Source organism: Streptococcus oralis, from assembly GCF_023611505.1.
Classification (GTDB): Bacteria; Bacillota; Bacilli; order Lactobacillales; family Streptococcaceae; genus Streptococcus; species Streptococcus oralis_CT.
Genome location: NZ_CP097843.1, coordinates 1,034,945 through 1,054,381, shown reverse-complemented (window position 1 = coordinate 1,054,381; position 19,437 = coordinate 1,034,945). Strand labels below are relative to the sequence as shown.

The following is a 19,437-nucleotide window of genomic DNA, read 5'->3' as shown; positions in this document are numbered from 1 at the left end:
ATACCATTTTGCGAACAAAAAAAGAAATTGTTTAAAAAAGTTTCTCAAAATCCTTTACAAGCTCTTATAAACATGATATAGTTATAAGGCTTAGAAAATGAGATGATGTTTTCTAGCAAATATAAACCCGAGTAAAAAATGCCTACGGACAGGCAGGGTTGAATGCCGAAGCGTGGTTGAAAAGCCACATTATTGATAGGGTTAAAAGCCTACTTTTATAAGTTGATGTTAGGACACTTGTCCTAATTCATAAATTTTAGTGTGGTGAAAGCACACGTCATCTTGTGAAACGATCAATAAAGTACGTAATATTTGCTACTAGAGAGTTAGGAAACATCAGGAACAGACATACTCAACAGAAACCAAAATACAAACGTCAGAAGATTGCAGAGCAGGTGAAAACCTGCTCTTTTTTCATAAGTCAACCTTTAGTCGCCTTTATCTTCTTGAGGTGCTAAAATACGGTAAAGGAGTATGTCTTGAAGAAGTTAGATCAAAACCAAGCCCCAATTTACGAGGCCTTGGTCAAGCTACGCAAGAAAAGGATTGTTCCCTTTGATGTACCAGGTCACAAACGCGGACGAGGAAATCCAGAACTTGTCGAACTATTAGGAGAAAAATGTGTTGGCATTGATGTCAATTCGATGAAACCCTTGGATAATCTAGGTCATCCCATTTCGATTATTCGGGATGCAGAGGAGCTGGCTGCGGATGCTTTTGGAGCAGCGCATGCCTTTCTCATGATTGGTGGAACAACATCATCTGTTCAAACCATGATTCTTTCCACCTGCAAGGCGGGAGATAAGATTATTCTGCCACGGAACGTTCACAAATCTGCTATCAATGCGCTGGTTCTATGTGGTGCCATTCCCATCTATATCGAGATGAGTGTAGATCCTAAAATCGGCATCGCTTTAGGTCTTGAAAATGACCGTGTTGCCCAGGCCATTAAGGAACATCCAGATGCCAAGGCCATTTTGATTAACAATCCTACTTACTATGGAATTTGTTCAGACCTCAAGGGTTTAACGGAAATGGGTCATGAAGCGGGCATGCTGGTTTTAGTGGATGAAGCCCATGGAGCGCATTTGCATTTTACAGACAAATTGCCACTGTCTGCTATGGATGCTGGCGCTGATATGGCGGCGGTTTCTATGCATAAGTCTGGTGGGAGTTTGACCCAGAGCTCCATCCTTCTTATCGGGGAGCAGATGAATCCTGAGTACGTTCGTCAGATTATCAACCTGACCCAGTCTACATCTGCATCTTACTTACTTATGGCTAGTTTGGATATTTCTCGACGAAACTTGGCTCTTCGTGGAAAAGAGTCTTTTGAGAAAGTTATTGAGCTATCCGAGTATGCTCGTCGTGAAATAAATGCCATAGGTGGCTACTATGCCTACTCAAAAGAGTTGATAGACGGTGTGTCTGTTTGTGATTTTGATGTAACCAAGCTGTCCGTTTACACTCAGGGTATTGGCTTAACAGGGATCGAGGTTTATGATCTCCTACGAGACGAATACGATATTCAGATTGAATTTGGGGATATTGGCAATATATTGGCCTACATTTCAATCGGTGACCGCATCCAAGACATTGAACGTTTAGTTGGTGCTTTAGCTGATATCAAGAGACTCTACTCAAGGGATGGAAAAGATTTGATTGCTGGAGAATATATCCAGCCTGAGTTGGTACTGTCTCCTCAAGAAGCCTTCTATTCAGAGAGAAGAAGTTTGACCCTGGACCAGTCTGTTGGACAAGTCTGTGGGGAATTTGTCATGTGTTACCCTCCAGGCATTCCTATCTTGGCTCCTGGTGAACGCATTACACGTGAAATTGTAGACTATATCCAATTTGCCAAGGAACGTGGTTGCTCTCTCCAAGGGACGGAAGATCCAGAGGTCAATCGCATTAATGTTATTGAGAGAAAGGAGAACTAGATGGATTTATGGTTTTCTGAAGTTCATACTCCAGATGTGAAATTGTCCCTGAGAACCGCCAAGCAACTCTACGCTGGTAAAAGTGAATGGCAGGATATCGAAGTTTTGGATACACCAGCTTTTGGAAAGATATTGATCTTAAATGGGCATGTCTTGTTTTCAGATGCAGATGATTTTGTTTACAATGAAATGACCGTCCACGTACCCATGGCTGTCCATCCTAATCCTAAGAAAGTATTGGTTATTGGGGGTGGTGACGGTGGTGTTGCCCAAGTATTAACCCTCTATCCTGAACTGGAACAAATCGATATTGTGGAACCAGATGAGATGCTAGTTGAGGTTTGTCGTGAGTATTTCCCAGATTTTGCCGCAGGGCTAGACGATCCTCGTGTTACCATTTACTACCAAAATGGGCTACGCTTTTTGCGAAACTGCGAGGATGATTACGATATTATCATCAACGATGCGACAGATCCATTTGGACATACGGAAGGGCTCTTTACCAAGGAATTTTACGGAAACAGTTTCAGGGCCTTGAAAGAAGACGGAATCATGATCTATCAGCATGGTAGTCCTTTCTTTGACGAAGATGAGTCAGCTTGCCGAAGCATGCACCGCAAGGTCAATCAAGCATTTCCAATCAGTCGGGTTTATCAGGCCCATATCCCAACCAGTCCAGCGGGCTATTGGTTGTTTGGATTTGCATCGAAAAAATACCACCCTGTCAAAGATTTTGACAAGGAAGGCTGGAAAAAACGCCAGCTTTTCACAGAATACTACACTGCAAACTTACATGTGGGAGCCTTTATGTTGCCCAAGTATGTAGAGGACATTTTAGAAGAAGAGGAAGGAAAAAAATGAGTCGTTTATTAGTTATCGGATGTGGGGGCGTTGCCCAAGTTGCTATTTCAAAGATTTGCCAAGATAGCGAAACCTTTACAGAGATTATGATTGCTAGCCGTACCAAGTCAAAATGTGATGACTTGAAGGCTAAACTGGAAGGCAAAACAAGTACAAAGATTGAGACAGCTGCCCTTGACGCTGACAAGGTTGAAGAAGTGATTGCCTTGATTGAAAGCTACAAGCCAGAAGCCGTTTTGAACGTAGCTTTACCATACCAAGACTTGACCATTATGGACGCTTGTTTAGCGACTGGAGTTCACTATATCGACACAGCTAACTACGAGGCAGAGGATACAGAAGATCCTGAGTGGCGTGCCATCTACGAAAAACGCTGCAAGGAACTTGGTTTTACAGCCTACTTTGATTATTCATGGCAGTGGGCTTATCAGGAGAAATTCAAAGAAGCAGGCTTGACAGCTCTGCTTGGATCTGGTTTTGACCCAGGTGTGACTAGTGTCTTTTCAGCCTATGCTCTCAAACATTACTTTGATAAAATCCACTATATCGACATTTTAGACTGTAATGGTGGTGACCACGGTTATCCATTTGCGACAAACTTTAACCCAGAAATCAATCTCCGCGAGGTTTCTGCACCAGGTTCTTACTGGGAAGATGGAAAATGGGTCGAAGTCGAAGCTATGTCTATCAAGCGTGAGTATGATTTCCCTCAAGTTGGACAAAAAGATATGTATCTCCTTCACCATGAAGAAATCGAATCACTTGCCAAAAACATTCCTGGAGTCAAACGGATACGTTTCTTTATGACCTTTGGTCAATCTTATCTCACGCACATGAAATGCTTGGCAAACGTTGGTCTCCTTCGCACGGATACCATTAACTTTAATGGACAAGACATCGTTCCGATTCAATTCTTAAAAGCTTTGCTTCCAGATCCTGCAAGCCTTGGTCCACGCACGGTTGGTAAAACCAATATCGGTTGTATCTTTACAGGTGTCAAAGATGGCGTTGAAAAGACTATCTATATCTACAATGTTTGCGACCATCAGAAATGTTACGCAGAAGTTGGTTCACAAGCAATTTCTTACACTACAGGCGTTCCAGCTATGATTGGGACAAAATTAGTTATAAACGGTACTTGGAAACAACCTGGAGTTTACAACCTTGAAGAATTGGATCCAGATCCATTCATGGAAGCTTTGAATGAGTATGGCTTACCTTGGGTTGTGGTTGAAAATCCACAAATGGTGGACTAATGAAGCTAGAACATGTACCAACACCAGCTTACGTCATTGACTTAGCAAAGTTAGAGGCCAACTGTCGCATTTTACAATATGTACAAGAAGAAGCCGGTTGCAAGGTTTTACTAGCCCAGAAGGCATATTCTCTCTACAAAACCTATCCATTGATTAGCCAGTACCTATCTGGTACAACTGCAAGTGGTCTCTATGAGGCCAAGCTAGCTAGAGAAGAATTCCCGGGGGAAGTCCATGTCTTTGCTCCAGCTTTCAAGGATGCGGACTTGGAGGAATTACTTGAAATTACAGACCATATTGTCTTTAATTCGGAGAGACAGTTGCGTAAACATGGTCCTCGTTATCGAGCGGCTGGTATCAGTGTCGGTTTGCGTCTCAATCCTCAATGTTCAACGCAGGGTGACCACGCGCTTTATGACCCTTGTGCTCCTGGCTCTCGTTTTGGTGTGACACTTGATAAAATCCCTAGTGATTTGTTGGATTTAGTGGATGGTCTTCATTTTCATACCCTTTGCGAGCAAGGTTCAGAGGATTTAGAGACAACTTTGAAAGCAGTAGAAGCGCAGTTTGGTCCTTATTTACATGAGGTAAAATGGCTCAATATGGGTGGCGGACACCACATCACAAGAGAAGATTATGATGTAGATTTGCTGATTTCTGAAATCAAGCGTATCCGAGAAACTTACAACCTTGAAGTCTATATCGAGCCGGGTGAAGCCATTGCGCTCAATGCGGGTTATCTAGCAACTGAAGTATTGGATATTGTCGAAAACGGTATGGAGATCTTGATTTTAGACGCCTCTGCGACCTGCCATATGCCTGATGTACTTGAGATGCCCTATCGTCCACCTTTGAGAAATGGATTTGAGGCGCAGAAAAAAGCCCATACTTATAGACTTTCTTCCAATACCTGCCTGACGGGAGATGTGATTGGCGATTATAGCTTTGAAAGTCCAGTTCAAATAGGAGACAGACTTTATTTTGAAGATATGGCCATTTATTCTTTTGTTAAAAATAATACCTTTAACGGTATTGGCTTGCCAAGTCTCTATCTTATGAACGAGCAGGGGGACTGCAGCTTAGTCAAAGCCTTCGGCTATCAAGACTTTAAAGGGAGATTATCATGATAGACAGTCCAAAAAAATTAGGCTTTCGTATGCCAGCAGAATATGAACCCCATCATGGTACCCTCATGATCTGGCCGACTCGACCAGGTTCATGGCCCTTTCAAGGAAAAGCTGCCAAAAGAGCATTTACTCAGATTATCAATACTATAGCAGAAGGAGAAAGGGTTTATCTTTTGGTGGAGCAGGACTATCTATCTGAAGCCCAGTCCTATCTAGGAGACAAGGTCGTTTATTTAGATATTCCTACCAATGATGCCTGGGCGCGTGATACTGGGCCGACTATTCTCGTCAATGATAAAAGAGAAAAGTTGGCAGTCGATTGGTCTTTCAATGCCTGGGGTGGTGCAGTCGATGGTCTTTATCAAGACTATGAAGCAGATGACCAAGTAGCTAGTCGTTTTGCTGAGGCCTTGGAAATGCCTGTTTATGATGCTAAACCTTTTGTACTAGAAGGCGGAGCCATACACAGCGATGGTCAAGGAACCATTCTTGTGACTGAAAGTTGCCTACTCAGTCCTGGACGCAATCCTCATCTCAGTAAAGAGGAAATCGAAAACACCTTATTAGAAAGCCTTGGCGCTGAAAAAGTTATCTGGCTTCCCTATGGTATTTATCAGGACGAAACCAATGAACACGTTGACAATGTTGCTGCTTTTGTTGGCCCTGCAGAACTTGTTCTAGCTTGGACAGACGACGAAAGTGATCCTCAGTATGCCATGTCTGTAGCTGACCTTGCTCTTTTAGAAATGGAAACAGATGCAAAAGGTCGTCCCTTCACTATTCATAAATTGCCAATCCCAGCGCTTCATCAACTTGTAACCGAAGAGGATTTGCCAGGCTACATCTATGAAGAGGGGGAAGAAGAGCGCTATGCGGGTGAACGTCTTGCGGCTTCCTATGCCAATTTCTATATTGCCAACAAGTCTGTCTTGGTTCCCCAGTTTGAGGATGTAAACGACCAAGTGGCTTTAGATATTCTCAGTAAGTGTTTCCCAGACCGTAAAGTTGTCGGAATACCAGCCAGAGATATTCTCTTAGGTGGTGGCAATATCCACTGTATCACCCAACAAATCCCAGAATAGGAGAAAAAGATGAGAAATGTAAGAGTTGCAGCGATCCAGATGCAATGTGCTAAGGATGTAGCAACAAATATCCAAACAGCTGAACGTTTAGTTCGCCAAGCTGCAGAGAAAGGCGCACAAATCGTTCTCTTGCCTGAGTTGTTTGAACGTCCTTATTTCTGTCAGGAACGCCAGTATGACTACTATCAGTTTGCCCAGTCCGTGACAGAAAATACAGGCATTCAGCATTTTAAAGGAATTGCCAAGGAGCTAAAGGTCGTTTTACCGATCAGTTTCTATGAAAAAGATGGCAATGTCTTGTATAACTCTATCGCCGTCATTGATGCAAATGGGGAAGTGCTGGGCGTTTATCGAAAGACCCACATACCAGATGATCATTATTATCAAGAAAAGTTTTACTTTACGCCTGGTAACACAGGTTTCAAGGTCTGGGACACTCGCTATGCTAAGATTGGGATCGGCATCTGTTGGGATCAATGGTTTCCTGAAACAGCGCGCTGTCTTGCATTGAATGGTGCTGAATTACTCTTTTATCCAACCGCCATCGGTTCAGAGCCAATTTTGGATACGGATAGTTGTGGTCACTGGCAACGTACTATGCAGGGGCACGCAGCAGCAAATATTGTTCCAGTCATTGCAGCCAATCGTTACGGTTTGGAAGAAGTCACTCCAAGTGAGAAAAATGGCGGACAAAGCTCTAGTCTTAACTTCTACGGTTCATCATTTATGACGGATGAAACAGGAGCTATTCTAGAGCGAGCTGAAAGACAAGGAGAAGCAATTCTGTTAGCGACCTATGACCTTGATAAGGGAGCAAGCGAACGCCTCAACTGGGGACTGTTTCGAGATAGAAGACCAGAAATGTACCAACGAATTACGGACTAGAAGGTAACTTTCATAATAAACTTTTGATATTCACGCCTGTCTTACAAAAATGTAAGATAGGCTTTTTAAATGTAAGATGGGTGTACGATTATGCGTAGAAATGTATGCTATACTCTATATAGATCAAAAAGAAAGAGGTTTATTATGAAAAAATGGAATGCGACGCAGTTGAAGTATCTGATGGCTGCAATAATGGTTTTAGACCATATTCCTCATATCACCGGAATTATTTCTCCTATGTGGGAAGGTATTTTCCACGCTATGACCCGTTGTGTAGGAGTTTGGTTTGCCTATATGGCTATGGAAGGTTTTATCCATACTCAAAATTTGAAAAACTACCTCATCCGTCTCTGGAGTTGGGCGCTTATCATGTTTGTTGGAAATAGCCTACTCAATGCCCTGTTTTCCTCTAAGGGAGTAATGGTTAATAACAACATTTTCTTGACTTTGGCTATCGGTGTCACCATGCTTTGGCTTGGTTTTCCCAGAAAAGAGCTGGATAAAAAAGAGAAATTATGGCGTCGGATTGGAGTTGCTGGGCTCTTGATTTTCGGTTGTCTTTTTACTGAGGGTGGCATCACCATGTTGCCATTTCTCTTGATTAGTTACTCTTGTCGAAATCGCAAGGGATTGCGAAATCTCCTATATGCCTTTCTGTGGGCCTTCTTGTTAGTGACTTCCATCCAAATTTACGACACTTGGCACCAAACACTAGAAATGATGCTTTACAATTCTGACTGGCTCTTTATCACCGTATTTCCTTTTATAGCCTTGTATAATGGACAGCGAGGACAAGAAACCAGCTGGAGTAAATATTTCTTTTATATTTTCTACCCGACTCATCTATGGATCATAACTTTGATTGCTTATTTGGTTAAATAGATTCAATTTCCATTAGCTCCATCTTACTTAAAATGTGAGAGGAGCTTTTCTGTATCTGGAATTCCTAACAAAACATGTTATAATAGTTTTAGAAAGGACGAGGTTTATGGCGAGCATACTTGTAATTGAAGATAATAATGAAATCCAGGAAATTTTAAGAACCCTTCTTACAGAGGAACACGAGGTGATCCAAGCATTTTCTGGCACAGAAGGTATCATGCAATTTGACAAAGGTGGCATTGATCTCGTTTTACTAGATATCATGCTCCCTGGGAAAAATGGTGACCAAGTCTTGCAAGCTATTCGACAAACGAATCAGACTCCGGTCATCATGCTTACTGCTTTAGGTGATAAAAAGCTCATCAGCCAATATCTACTAGACGGTGCCAATGATTATGTAGTAAAACCTTTTGATTTGGACGAAGTCTTTGCCAGAGTCACTGTGCAATTACGCCAAAGTGGTGAACATCAGTCAGGAGATCGAAGAGAAATTGATAACCTCGTGCAAAACTTTAAAAATATCCAATTCGATGCGGATAGTTTTGAAATAAGTAGCACAACTGAAACCATTCGCCTTGCAAAGAAAGAGTGCCAGATTCTTCAAATGTTGCTCCATCATCCTAAAAAAATCTTCACCAAGGAAGAACTCTATGAATTGATTTGGGAAGAAAGTTACCTGCCTGGAGACAATACGCTCAACACCCATCTAAGCAATCTCCGTAAAAAACTGTATCAACTGGATCCAAATCATGAGTACATTGAAACCATTTGGGGAGTTGGTGTTCGATTAAAAGGAGACAAATAATGAATTACATTTTGATATCAATATTACTCCTTACTAACATTATTTTGGCGATTTCTTTGATTCGCTATCATATAGCAATTAGAGATTTAAGCAGACAAATCGAAGAAAAGATTCGCTCTGGTAGCATGAAGAGGATCGGGGTAAATTTCTTTTCAAAGACCATTTTGCGTCTACATAACCAAATTGAGAATCTATTTCAAGAAGTGGAGCAAAATCAGCTAATCATGAAGCGTGAAAAACGCACCCTAGATATGGCAATCAGTAACATCGCTCATGATATTCGGACACCTTTGACAATCGCTTCAGGATATACTCAGCAACTAATAAAACACCCCGATAATAGTCAGGAAACTTTAAGCAAAATAGCCCATCATCAGGATTTGGTTTCCAAACGTTTGGAAGCTCTTCTTGAATATCGTCATTTGATGGAAGGAGCAGTCAAACCGAAACTGGAAGAGCTTGATTTATCAACTTTTATAACGAAAAAGACTTTAGCCTATTACGACGTTTTTCAATCTTCACGTATTGTTCTTGATTTTAACGTCGAACCAGGATTGAAAACGACGACTGATGAGGACTTGCTTGATCGAATTATACAAAACCTCCTTGGAAATGTTCTCAAGCACGGCAAGGAGAAGGCTCGACTTTCTTTGAAAAAGGAAGAAAAAGGACTTGTTTTGGAAATAGATAATCTAGTCAAAAAACCTATCAAGAATATAGACAATCTCAGCAATCGTTTTTATTCTGAAAATATGTCGGATACAGAAGAATCCTCTGGTTTAGGTCTTTATATTACTGAGGAATTAGTTCATCTTCTTGGAGCGGATATGAAGCTAGCCACTGATGGAGAATGGTTTTCAGTCTTTATTTATTTTTAACAGAAGAAACCTCCTCTATAAGTTTAGAGGAGGTCCTTTTTATAAGCTTTTCTTCTTGAAAACAGTCAGTCCACTGAAAGAGAAGAAAAGTATGACCGTTACGCAAATCGTGATGGTATAGAGAATAGCTTGACTATTAGTAGTCATAGCATAGGCAAAATCTAGAATTAAATATCGTAGAATTTCAATGTCTGGGAAAACAAGCATTGGCATAGAAAGGACGATAGAGCTAATCAGATAACCAATAAATACGGCAAGATAAGAATGAGTTAGGTAGAGAATAAAGGAAACAATCGAAAGCCAAGCGAGAAGGCAGAGAAATTGAAGGGAAATCGTCAAGAGGAGATTAGTAACAAAACCATCAGGCATTGTACCAAGTCCGTTTAGTAGGGTTGAGGGAACAAAAGCAATCACAAGGCTGGCGATGAGTTGCAAGAGAGCGATGCTTGCTAGTACAAAGGATTTAGCAAGGAAAAACTCTGTACGAGAAACACCAACAGTCAAACTATTTTTATAAAGCTTGCCGATTAGATCAACTCCAAGAACGAGACATGCTAGAACAATGCAGAGAAAAACGAGGTTTGAACCATTGCTAGACGCGTTGATAAGAGCTTGGATGCCGTCCCAACCTTTGGTCGGAAATTCTGTTTCAGGTGTGGTATTTACTGACATCAGATGTCCTGTAGCTCCGATAGTAGCACCCATTAACATGAGAGCAAAGAGAATGAATTCTGTAATCCAGAATCCTTTGGAGCGAAAGAGACGGTAAAAATCTGCTTGAATGGTATGTATCATGATTTTTCTCCTATTCTACCAATTGTGTGAAGTATTCTTCTAGGTTTTGACGGGCATAGTAAATCTCGTCAATAGCAACATCTGCCAAAGTTAATTTCTTAAGAATCTGTTTGACATCTTGTTCATTCCCAAAGATATGGATTTCATTTTCTGGATTAACAACCTTGAACTGGAGTTGGATTTGTTCTTTCAATACTTGACATGCTCTTTCTTTATCGCTTGTTCTGAGCACAATATAATCCTCACTTAGCGTTTCAAATTCAGCTTTGCTGATTTCACGGATAATCTTACCTTGATCCAAAATTCCAAAGCGATTAGCTAAGAGATAGAGTTCTGACAAGATATGGCTAGAAATGAGAATGGTTATTCCTTTTTCTTGATTGAGTCGTTGAATCATCAGACGAAATTCTTTGATTCCAATCGGATCGAGACCGTTAATGGGTTCATCAAGAATAAGGAAGTCGGGTTTAGATAGAAGAGCAATGGCAATGCCAAGTCTTTGTTTCATTCCTAGCGAGAAATCACGAAAGACTTTCTTACCTGTATCAGACAAACCTACATAATCCAGTGTTTCTCGAATGACTTTATCAGCATTTGGAATATGGCGAATCATACAATAATATTTCAGATTTTGATAGGCTGTTAAGTGATTATGAGCTACAGGTGATTCGATAACCGAACCTACTCGAGATAAAGCCTTGGTCCATTCATTTTCCGATTGACTAGAAAAGAGGGAAACAGTTCCTGTATCCGAAAACAGTAGTTGTGTAATGATTTTAATAAGAGTAGTTTTACCTGCTCCGTTTTTTCCAATTAAACCATAAATATCTCCCTCTTTTATCGTTAGACTAAGATCTTGAAGAATAGCTTGTTTACCAAATTCTTTGGTCAGTCCATGAATTTCGAGTACTGTTTTCATGATTTTCTCCTTTTGATTTATTTTTCTAACTTTAGTATAAGCTATAGAAATCAAAGAAAGCTCAAGTATTTCTAAAGAGTTTCTAAAGTTTTCTGATTTTTAAAATGTCAAAAACCCAGTTAAGGATTTAACTGGGAATTTTCTCTATAAAATATATTTCTCAATGGCACGCGCGACGCCATCTTCATCGTTGCTTGCTGTAACGGCATCAGCAAGAGATTTGACATGGTCACTAGCATTTCCCATAGCAATGCCAAGTCCTGCAAACTGGAGCATTTCGATATCGTTATTAGCATCGCCCATGGCCATGATTTCTGAGGAATCAATCTTCAAAATCTCAGCTAGTCGTGAAAGAGCAGTAGCCTTGGTCGTTCCAAGGGGCATTGCTTCATAAATGACAGGCTGCGAACGAACTCCACTGAATCGTTGGCAGAGTTCCTTCGCAAAACGCTGCTCAAAATCGTCTGTTTGCTCTTCGTTGCCCAAAAACATACCTTGGAACATCCGATATTTGCCACTAGTGGCTTCCTCAAGGGAAATTTCAGTCAAGTCTGAAAAGACTAGCTTGGCATCATTTTGAACAATTTCATTTGGCTTACCACCGAGGACAAAATAATGTTCTTCATCAAAAAGAGTCAACTGGACGTCGCTTTTTTCAGACAGGTCATAGAGGTATTCAATGTCAGCTGGACTGAGTTCTTGCCAGTCAACTAGACTCCAGTCACTAGTCTGGTGAGTTGAGCAACCGTTATTGACAATGACATACTCATTCTGGAGATCAAGACCCAGTTTTTTGTAATAAGGAAGAACACCGAAAAGCGGTCGACCCGTACAGAGAACCAATTTGACGCCTTTTTCAATAGCCTGGTGAATGGCAGTAATGTGGGCTTGTGGGATTTCCTTGGCTTCATTAAGGAGGGTTCCGTCCATATCCAAGGCTAGTAGTTTAATCATAAGACTTCCTTTTCTATGTGTTTTGCTTTTATTATAGCATATTTTGGTGATAAGGAGGCAGAATCTTCGGCTAAATCATGGTATAATATAGGATAATGACAGAAAGTGTAACGAGGCTGAGATGAAATTACTGTATACTGATATTCGGACTTCTTTGACAGAAATCTTGACCAGAGAGGCGGAAGAGCTGGTTGTTGCTGGTAAGCGGGTTTTCTACATTGCTCCCAACTCTCTTTCTTTTGAAAAGGAACGTGCCGTGCTGGAATGCTTGTCCCAGCAGGCTTCTTTTGCGATTACCGTCACGCGCTTTGCTCAGATGGCTCGTTACCTGGTTTTAAATGACTTGCCTACAAAGACCAGTCTTGATGATATCGGTCTTGGGATGGCCTTTTATAAATGTCTTGCGGAACTGGACTCCAAAGAGTTACGAGTTTATGGTGCGATTAAACAGGACCCTCAATTTATCCAGCAGCTGATTGAACTTTATCACGAGATGACAACTGCTCAGATGAGCTTTTTGGACTTGGAAAGTTTGACCGATGAGGACAAGAGAGCAGATTTACTCTTGATTTTCGAGAAAGTAACAGCCTATCTCAATCAAAGTCAGTTGGCTCAGGGAAATCAGTTGTCCCATTTGATTGAGGCTATTGAGAATGATAAGGTAAGTAGTGATTTCAGTCAGATTGCCTTAGTCATCGACGGATTTACCCGTTTTTCTGCTGAAGAAGAGCGTGTAGTGGATCTGCTCCATCGCAAAGGAGTCGAGATTGTCATTGGCGCTTATGCAAGCAAGAAGGCCTATACCAGTCCGTTCACTGAAGGAAATCTCTACCAAGCCAGTGTGGAATTCCTCCATCATTTGGGGGCAAAATACCAAACACCTGCTCAGGATCGTTCTCAGACTCATGAGAAAATAGATAGTTTTGACAAGGCCTCTCGTTTGCTGGAGTCTTCTTATGACTTTTCAGAACTCGCTTTAGATGTCGATGAGAAGGACCGTGAAAATTTGCAAATCTGGTCTTGTTTGACACAAAAAGAGGAGTTGGAACTAGTAGCCCGTAGCATTCGTCAGAAATTACATGACCATCCAGACCTGAGTTACAAGAATTTTCGTATTCTCTTGGGAGATGTAGCTTCTTATCAGTTATCACTGAAAACTATTTTTGACCAGTACCAGATTCCGTTCTATCTTGGTAGAAGTGAATCCATGGCCCATCATCCCTTAACCCAGTATGTGGAGTCTATTTTACGTTTGAAACGCTACCGTTTCCGTCAGGAGGATTTGATTAATCTCCTCAGAACTGGTCTGTATACTGACCTTAGCCAAGCTGATATTGATGCTTTTGAGCAATATCTCCGCTATCTTGGCATCAATGGCTTGCCAGCTTTTCAGCAGCCCTTCACAAAATCCCACCACGGAAAATTTGATTTGGCACGTTTGAACGCCATTCGTCTGCGAGTTTTGGCTCCACTTGAAACCTTATTTGCCAGTCGGAAGCAAAAGACCGAAAATCTCTTGCAAAAGTGGAATACTTTTCTAACAAACGCTGCTTTAAGCAAGCAGATGCAAGACTTGACAGCTACTATGGAAGCTCTAGAACAGAAAAGACAAGCCGAAGTTTGGAAAGCTTTTAGTCATGTTTTAGAACAATTTGCGACAGTTTTTGATGGTTCACAAGTTAGTCTGGAGGACTTCCTAGCCTTGCTCCATTCAGGGATGAGTTTATCTCAGTATCGCACTATTCCAGCGACAGTGGACACTGTTCTGGTGCAGAGTTACGATTTGATTGCACCACTGACAGCTGACTTTGTCTATGCCATTGGGCTGACTCAGGACAATTTACCAAAAATCGCGCAAAATACCAGTCTTTTGACAGATGAAGAAAGACAGAGACTAAACCAAGCGACAGAAGAAGGCGTTCAATTGCTGATTGCCAGCAGTGAAAATCTCAAGAAAAATCGCTATACTATGCTTTCCTTGGTTAATTCTGCTCGCAAACAGTTGGTGTTGTCAGCACCAAGTCTCCTCAATGAAAATGAGAGTAAAGAATCGGCCTATCTTCAGGAATTGGTGAGTTTTGGATTTAATCGGACAGAGAAGAAGATTCATCACAAAGGTCTGTCTAAGGAAGATATGGGTTCTTATCACAGTCTCTTGTCTAGCTTAGTTGCCTATCACCAGCAGGGCGAGACGAGTGATAGAGAGCAAGATTTGACCTTTGTCAAGGTTTTGGCTCGTGTGATGGGGAAAAAACTAGATCAAAAAGGCCTTACAAATCCAGCTATCCCAACTAGTCCAAGTAGCAAACCATTAGAGAAAGAGACCTTGCAGGCTCTCTATCCAGCTGACAAAGAGTTTTACCTGTCTACCTCTGGTTTGACGGAGTTTTACCGCAATGAATACAGTTATTTCCTCCGTTATGTCCTTGGTTTGCAGGAAGAATTACGCCTGCGCCCAGATGCTCGCAGTCACGGGAATTTTTTGCATCGTATTTTTGAACGGGCTTTGAAACTGCCTACTGAAAATCCGTTTGATCAGCGTTTGGAACAAGCTATTCAAGAAACCAGCCAAGAACGCGAATTTGAAGCTATTTATCAGGAAAGTTTGGAAGCTCAGTTTACCAAGGAAGTTCTGCTTGATGTCGCTCGGACCACTGGCCACATCCTACGTCATAATCCAGCAATTGAAACCATCCAAGAAGAGGCAACATTTGGCGGCAAAGACCAGGCATTTATTCAATTGGATAATGGGCGAAGTGTTCATGTGCGAGGCAAGGTTGACCGTATTGACCGTTTGAAAGCTGATGGAGCGTTAGGAGTGGTAGACTACAAGTCTAGTTTGACCCAGTTCCAGTTTCCGAATTTCTTTAATGGGCTCAATTCCCAACTACCAACCTATCTTGCTGCTCTTAAGGGAGAAGGAGAGCAGAACTTTTTCGGCGCTATGTACTTGGAAATGGCTGAACCTGTCCAATCTTTATTAGCTGTTAAGAGTTTGGCTGGAGCAGTAGCAGAAGCCAGCAAGTCTATGAAATACCAGGGACTCTTTTTAGAAAAAGAAAGCAGTCATTTGGGCGAATTTTATAACAAAAACAAGGCCAATCAGCTGACAGACGAGGAATTCCAACTCTTACTGGACTATAATGCCCACCTGTACAAGAAAGCAGCTGAGAAGATTTTAGAAGGCCAGTTCGCTATCAATCCATACACAGAAAACGGCAGAAGCATTGCCCCGTACGTTCAGCAACACCAAGCCATTACAGGTTTTGAAGCCAATTACCACTTGGGTCAAGCCCGTTTCCTAGAAAAATTGGACTCGGCTGACGGTAAGCGTCTGGTCGGAGAAAAACTCAAGCAAGCTTGGTTTGAGAAAATGAGAGAGGAGTTGAATCGATGAAGCCCATTTCCTTTTTAACTGAGGAAGAGATTCAAAAATTGCAAGAAGCAGAAGCGAATTCGAGCAAGGAACAGAAGAAAACAGCCGAGCAAATCGAAGCCATCTACACTTCTGGTCAAAATATCCTCGTTTCAGCGTCTGCTGGTTCTGGGAAAACCTTTGTCATGGCAGAGCGCATTCTGGACCAATTAGCCCGTGGTGTCGAAATTTCTCAACTCTTTATCTCGACCTTTACCGTCAAGGCTGCCACTGAACTAAAAGAACGCTTGGAGAAAAAAATCAGCCAGCAAATCCAAAAAACCGATGATGTTGATCTCAAACAACACTTGGGAAGACAGTTGGCAGAACTACCAAACGCGGCCATCGGAACCATGGACTCCTTCACACAAAAGTTCCTCGGCAAACATGGCTATCTGATTGATATCGCACCGAACTTCCGTATTCTACAAAATGAAAGTGAACAGTTACTCTTAAAAAATGAGGTTTTTCATCAGGTTTTTGAAGATCATTACCAAGGTGAAAATAAAGAGAGCTTTAGTCGATTGGTCAAGAACTTTGCTGGACGTGGCAAGGATGAACGAGGTCTGCGCCAGCAAGTCTACAAAATCTATGATTTCCTCCAATCCACCAGTAGCCCCAAAAAATGGTTGAGTAACTCTTTCCTCAAAGGGTTTGAAGAAGCTGACTTTGTAATTGAAAAAGACAAATTAACTGAGCAAATCAAACAGGCGCTATGGGATTTGGAAAGTTTCCTCCGTTATCATCTGGATAACGATGCCAAGGAGTTTCCAAAAGCTACCTATTTAGAAAATGTGCTGTTGGTTCTGGATGAAATTGGTTCCTTAAATCAAGAGTCCGATAGCCAGGCTTATCAAGCAGTGCTTACGCGTGTTGTCGCCATCTCGAAAGAAAAAAATGGTAGAGCTCTAGCTAATTCTAGTCGTAAGGCCGATTTGAAACCACTGGCTGATGCCTACAACGAAGAAAGAAAGGCCCAGTTTGCTAAACTTGGACAACTAGCAGACCAGATAACAATTCTCGACTATCAAGAACGTTATCATGGAGACACCTGGGAGTTATCTAAAACTTTCCAAACATTTATGAGTGATTTTGTGGAGGCTTATCGTGAACGTAAACGCCAGGAAAATGCCTTTGAGTTTGCTGATATCAGCCATTACACCATTGAAATTTTAGAGAATTTCCCACAAGTCCGCAAGGCTTATCAGGAACGATTCCACGAAGTCATGGTCGATGAGTATCAGGATACCAACCACATTCAAGAACGGATGCTGGAATTGTTGTCTAATGGCCACAATCGCTTTATGGTGGGGGATATCAAGCAGTCCATCTACCGTTTCCGTCAGGCAGACCCGCAGATTTTCAATGAAAAATTTCAACGCTATGCACAAAATCCTAAAGAAGGCAAGTTGATTCTCCTCAAGGAGAATTTCCGTAGCAGTTTAGAAGTGTTGTCAGCAACCAATGATGTTTTTGGACGCCTTATGGACCAAGAGGTCGGCGAAATCAACTATGATAGCATGCACCAGCTTGTTTTTGCCAATACCAAACTAACTCCCAATCCAGACAACAAGGCAGAATTTCTCCTCTACGATAAGGACGACAGCGGACAAGAGGAGGAAGAGAGCCAAACAGAAACAAAACTCACAGGAGAAATGCGCCTAGTTATCAAGGAAATCTTGAAGCTCCATCGAGAGAAAGGTGTAGTCTTTAAGGAAATTGCCCTTTTGACCTCTAGCCGCAGTCGAAATGACCAGATTCTCCTCGCCCTGTCTGAGTACGGGATTCCTGTTAAAACCGACGGCGAACAAAACAACTACCTTCAATCCCTAGAAGTGCAAGTCATGTTAGACACCCTTCGTGTCATCCACAATCCCCTGCAAGACTATGCCTTGGTTGCCCTTATGAAGTCCCCAATGTTTAGCTTTGATGAGGACGAGTTGGCACGCTTGTCTCTTCAGAAAGTAGAAGATAAAGTCCAAGAAAATCTATATGAGAAACTGCTTCATGCTCAAAAACAGGAAACTGAACTGAAGGACTTAATTCACACAGCTTTAGCGGAAAAATTAAATCAGTTCATGGATATTTTGGATTCTTGGCGCTTGTATGCCAAAACTCACTCCCTTTATGATTTGATTTGGAAGATTTATAACGACCGTTTTTATTATGATTATGTTGGAGCCTTGCCTAACGGTCCTGCTAGACAAGCCAATCTCTATGCTTTAGCTTTGAGAGCAGACCAGTTTGAAAAGAGTAATTTCAAGGGCTTGTCGCGTTTTATACGTATGATTGACCAAGTCCTAGAAGCCCAGCATGACCTTGCAAGCGTGGCTGTCGCACCGCCAAAAGATGCCGTGGAACTCATGACTATTCACAAGAGCAAAGGGCTGGAATTTCCTTATGTCTTTATCCTCAACATGGATCAGGACTTCAACAAGCAAGACTCGATGTCAGACGTCATTCTCAGCCGTCAAAATGGGCTTGGTGTCAAATACATTTCTAAGGTGGAAACAGGAGCAGTGGAAGCACACTATCCTAAAACCATCAAACTCTCCATTCCTAGTCTAACTTATATCCAGAATGAGAAAGAACTGCAATTGGCTAGTTATTCAGAGCAGATGCGTCTGCTGTATGTTGCCATGACGAGAGCTGAGAGAAAGCTTTATCTTGTCGGTAAGGGTTCTCGTGAAAAGCTGGAAGCCAAGGAATACCCAGCAGCAAATAACGGAAAATTAGATAGCAATACCAGACTGCAAGCAAGAAATTTCCAAGATTGGATCTGGGCTATTACTAAAGTATTTGCCAAGGACAATCTCAACTTTAGCTATCGTTTTGTTGGTGAAGATCAGCTGACCAGAGAAGCTATCGGAGAGTTGGAAAACAAGAGTCCTCTACAAGATAGCTCTCAAGCTGACAACCGCCAGTCTGAAACGATTAAAGAAGCCCTTGAAATGCTGAAAGAGGTGGAAGTTTATAATACTCTTCACCGCGCAGCCATTGAATTACCAAGTGTTCAAACTCCAAGTCAAATCAAGAAATTCTACGAACCCGTTATGGATATGGAGGGTGTTCAAATTGCTAACCAAACTCAATCAACTGAGAAGAAAATCAGCTTTGATTTGCCAGATTTTTCAACTAAAGAAAAAGTCACTGGATCTGAGATTGGTAGTGCCACCCATGAACTGATGCAGAGAATTGACCTCAGTCAGCAACCAACACTTGCCACTCTGGAAGAAACTCTGCAACAAGTTCAAACTAGTCAAGCTGTCAGAAACAAGATTAATCTTTCTAAAATCCTAGCTTTCTTTGATACAGCACTTGGTCAGGAAATTCTCGCTAATACTGACTATATCTATCGTGAGCAACCTTTTTCCATGCTCAAACGAGATGAAAAGAGCCAAGAGAACTTTGTGGTTCGTGGAATTCTAGATGGGTATTTACTCTATCAAGACCGAATTGTCCTCTTTGACTATAAGACAGACCGTTACGATGAACCAAGTCAACTCATAGACCGCTATCGTAGTCAGTTAGCTCTATATGGAGAAGCCTTATCACGAGCCTATTCGATTCAAAACATAGAAAAATACTTGATTTTACTCGGTAAAGACGAGGTTCAAGTTGTAAAAGTATAATCTAGA

General features: G+C 41.6%; 14 protein-coding genes. 11 read left to right on the top strand and 3 right to left on the bottom strand.

The window, feature by feature from the left end:
- The first annotated feature begins 479 nt into the window (after window positions 1-479).
- From M9H69_RS05420 to M9H69_RS05380, 9 genes are all read left to right on the top strand, one after another.
- On the top strand, window positions 480-1,940 hold the full coding sequence (locus M9H69_RS05420; RefSeq protein ID WP_250315005.1) for an aminotransferase class I/II-fold pyridoxal phosphate-dependent enzyme: 1,461 nt from the start codon (window positions 480-482) through the stop codon (window positions 1,938-1,940).
- Window positions 1,941-2,801 (top strand): polyamine aminopropyltransferase, encoded by an 861-nt coding sequence (gene speE / locus M9H69_RS05415; RefSeq protein WP_009730144.1) that lies wholly within the window; start codon window positions 1,941-1,943, stop codon window positions 2,799-2,801. It abuts the gene before it with no gap.
- A complete protein-coding gene (locus tag M9H69_RS05410) occupies window positions 2,798-4,057 on the top strand; it encodes a saccharopine dehydrogenase family protein (protein ID WP_250315004.1) in 1,260 nt (419 codons plus the stop codon). The genes speE and M9H69_RS05410 overlap by 4 nt, the downstream gene beginning before the upstream one ends.
- Window positions 4,057-5,184 carry a carboxynorspermidine decarboxylase gene (gene nspC, locus M9H69_RS05405; RefSeq protein ID WP_250315003.1) on the top strand — a complete coding sequence of 376 codons (1,128 nt, stop codon included), beginning with the start codon at window positions 4,057-4,059 and terminating at the stop codon, window positions 5,182-5,184. The genes M9H69_RS05410 and nspC overlap by 1 nt, the downstream gene beginning before the upstream one ends.
- Window positions 5,181-6,266: an agmatine deiminase gene (aguA, locus tag M9H69_RS05400; RefSeq protein ID WP_250315002.1), complete on the top strand. Its 1,086-nt coding sequence runs from the start codon at window positions 5,181-5,183 to the stop codon at window positions 6,264-6,266. Before nspC ends, aguA begins: the two co-directional genes overlap by 4 nt.
- A gap of 9 nt (window positions 6,267-6,275) precedes the next feature.
- On the top strand, window positions 6,276-7,151 hold the full coding sequence (gene aguB, locus M9H69_RS05395) for an N-carbamoylputrescine amidase (protein WP_250315001.1): 876 nt from the start codon (window positions 6,276-6,278) through the stop codon (window positions 7,149-7,151).
- Window positions 7,152-7,295: 144 nt separating this feature from the next.
- Window positions 7,296-8,033, top strand: coding sequence for a TraX family protein (locus M9H69_RS05390; protein ID WP_250315000.1), 738 nt, complete (start codon window positions 7,296-7,298; stop codon window positions 8,031-8,033).
- A 106-nt stretch (window positions 8,034-8,139) separates the two neighbouring features.
- Window positions 8,140-8,838, top strand: a complete 699-nt coding sequence (locus M9H69_RS05385) for a response regulator transcription factor (protein ID WP_000146578.1) — start codon at window positions 8,140-8,142, stop codon at window positions 8,836-8,838.
- Complete coding sequence (locus M9H69_RS05380; RefSeq protein WP_195215690.1) at window positions 8,838-9,716, top strand: sensor histidine kinase; 879 nt, start codon at window positions 8,838-8,840, stop codon at window positions 9,714-9,716. The genes M9H69_RS05385 and M9H69_RS05380 overlap by 1 nt, the downstream gene beginning before the upstream one ends.
- 39 nt (window positions 9,717-9,755) lie before the next feature.
- On the opposite strand, the gene M9H69_RS05375 is transcribed toward M9H69_RS05380, so the two are convergent.
- The 3 genes from M9H69_RS05375 to M9H69_RS05365 all read right to left on the bottom strand — a co-directional run bounded on the left by M9H69_RS05375 (window position 9,756) and on the right by M9H69_RS05365 (window position 12,384).
- Window positions 9,756-10,511, bottom strand: a complete 756-nt coding sequence (locus tag M9H69_RS05375; protein WP_061598385.1) for an ABC transporter permease — start codon at window positions 10,509-10,511, stop codon at window positions 9,756-9,758.
- Between the two features lie 10 nt (window positions 10,512-10,521).
- A complete protein-coding gene (locus M9H69_RS05370; RefSeq protein WP_250314999.1) occupies window positions 10,522-11,430 on the bottom strand; it encodes an ABC transporter ATP-binding protein in 909 nt (302 codons plus the stop codon).
- 144 nt (window positions 11,431-11,574) lie between these two features.
- The gene (locus M9H69_RS05365) at window positions 11,575-12,384 is read right to left on the bottom strand and encodes a Cof-type HAD-IIB family hydrolase (protein ID WP_250314998.1); all 810 of its coding nucleotides are present in this window, start codon (window positions 12,382-12,384) and stop codon (window positions 11,575-11,577) included.
- A gap of 121 nt (window positions 12,385-12,505) precedes the next feature.
- Between M9H69_RS05365 and rexB the strand changes: the two genes are divergently transcribed.
- Window positions 12,506-15,781: an ATP-dependent nuclease subunit B gene (gene rexB / locus M9H69_RS05360; RefSeq protein WP_250314997.1), complete on the top strand. Its 3,276-nt coding sequence runs from the start codon at window positions 12,506-12,508 to the stop codon at window positions 15,779-15,781.
- The gene (gene addA / locus M9H69_RS05355; protein ID WP_250314996.1) at window positions 15,778-19,431 is read left to right on the top strand and encodes a helicase-exonuclease AddAB subunit AddA; all 3,654 of its coding nucleotides are present in this window, start codon (window positions 15,778-15,780) and stop codon (window positions 19,429-19,431) included. The genes rexB and addA overlap by 4 nt, the downstream gene beginning before the upstream one ends.
- The last annotated feature ends 6 nt before the right edge of the window (window positions 19,432-19,437 follow it).

Excerpts from the sequence above, each read along its gene's own strand:
- speE (WP_009730144.1), top strand. The coding sequence starts at position 1,941 with ATGGATTTATGGTTTTCTGAAGTTCATACTCCAGATGTGAAATTGTCC.
- M9H69_RS05410 (WP_250315004.1), top strand. The coding sequence starts at position 2,798 with ATGAGTCGTTTATTAGTTATCGGATGTGGGGGCGTTGCCCAAGTTGCT.
- nspC (WP_250315003.1), top strand. The coding sequence starts at position 4,057 with ATGAAGCTAGAACATGTACCAACACCAGCTTACGTCATTGACTTAGCA.
- aguA (WP_250315002.1), top strand. The coding sequence starts at position 5,181 with ATGATAGACAGTCCAAAAAAATTAGGCTTTCGTATGCCAGCAGAATAT.
- aguB (WP_250315001.1), top strand. The coding sequence starts at position 6,276 with ATGAGAAATGTAAGAGTTGCAGCGATCCAGATGCAATGTGCTAAGGAT.
- M9H69_RS05390 (WP_250315000.1), top strand. The coding sequence starts at position 7,296 with ATGAAAAAATGGAATGCGACGCAGTTGAAGTATCTGATGGCTGCAATA.
- M9H69_RS05385 (WP_000146578.1), top strand. The coding sequence starts at position 8,140 with ATGGCGAGCATACTTGTAATTGAAGATAATAATGAAATCCAGGAAATT.
- M9H69_RS05380 (WP_195215690.1), top strand. The coding sequence starts at position 8,838 with ATGAATTACATTTTGATATCAATATTACTCCTTACTAACATTATTTTG.
- M9H69_RS05375 (WP_061598385.1), bottom strand. The coding sequence starts at position 10,511 with ATGATACATACCATTCAAGCAGATTTTTACCGTCTCTTTCGCTCCAAA.
- M9H69_RS05370 (WP_250314999.1), bottom strand. The coding sequence starts at position 11,430 with ATGAAAACAGTACTCGAAATTCATGGACTGACCAAAGAATTTGGTAAA.
- M9H69_RS05365 (WP_250314998.1), bottom strand. The coding sequence starts at position 12,384 with ATGATTAAACTACTAGCCTTGGATATGGACGGAACCCTCCTTAATGAA.
- rexB (WP_250314997.1), top strand. The coding sequence starts at position 12,506 with ATGAAATTACTGTATACTGATATTCGGACTTCTTTGACAGAAATCTTG.
- addA (WP_250314996.1), top strand. The coding sequence starts at position 15,778 with ATGAAGCCCATTTCCTTTTTAACTGAGGAAGAGATTCAAAAATTGCAA.